We start from the raw sequence: 939 nt of genomic DNA, 5'->3' as shown, positions 1-939 counted from the left end.
GTCGGCGAGTACATTGAAAATCGTAACCGCTACGAAAAAATGAGGCGTGCAAAAACAGGTATGGCTCAAGAGAGTTTTAGATTTGACTTTTCAAATGATCTTGAAGAATCACTGAGCAAGAGTTACCAAAAAACAATGTCCCCAATTGAAGCGGAAATAAGAGCAACAGCACGCGCAAAAGAAATCATGAATAACCTAGCCGCCTTACATGACCCTGATATGATAGCTGGCGGTAAAGATAAGGTGAACCGAATGGGCAACAAAGAAGTAAACGCCTCTATAGGGGCACAATGGCGCCATAAATCACGCCTTACTCAGATGGATGAACAGGCGCTACGTACTTTAGAAACATTAGGGCCAGAGACCAAAATGAATGTCTCGCTAGAGCGCTGCCCATTAAGTGGAAGTAAATAAGATGAATGATGAATACTTAGAGTTTTTCCTGTCAAAATTTGGTAGCCCGACAGAATTTGTCGTCGCCACCTCAGAGCAAATAGAGAGCTATCGTGGGATCTTACCCGATAGATTGCTGGAATATTGGCAACAGATGGGTTTTTCGGGGTTTCAAGATGGCCTATTTTGGATTACTAATCCCGCTGAGTTTGAAGATGTGCTTGAGTCCTTCCTCAAGGACACAGAGTTTGCCGATTATGACGACTACCATGTCATCGCACGAAGTGCCTATGGAGAACTCTATCTATGGGGTGAGAAAACAGGGTATTCATTAGCAATTAAACCACACTTAAACTGGATCAAGACATGCTCAGGCAATGAGGAAGATATATCGAGAGGTAATCAAGATGTCGCTGTTCAGTCTTTCTTTGGTTTTAGAAAACCCAAAAATGTAGATCTTCAGGTTGGCTCAAAGCTCCTCTTCCCATCTGTACTTAAAACATATGGCCCAGTGGGTAAAGACGAGGTCATGGTCTTTACCCCCTA

The 939-nt window shown here is 43.1% G+C and carries 2 protein-coding genes; both read left to right on the top strand.

Annotated elements, in window-relative coordinates:
- On the top strand, positions 1-414 hold a 414-nt coding region (locus tag TW84_RS23540; RefSeq protein WP_045978031.1), incomplete at its 5' end, for a polymorphic toxin type 15 domain-containing protein.
- Between the two features lies 1 nt (position 415).
- The coding region (locus TW84_RS23535; protein WP_045978032.1) for a GAD-like domain-containing protein at positions 416-939 on the top strand (524 nt) is incomplete at its 3' end.

Source organism: Vibrio neptunius, from assembly GCF_000967495.1.
Lineage (GTDB): Bacteria > Pseudomonadota > Gammaproteobacteria > Enterobacterales > Vibrionaceae > Vibrio > Vibrio neptunius.
This window is presented reverse-complemented; position numbering and strand designations above follow the sequence as displayed.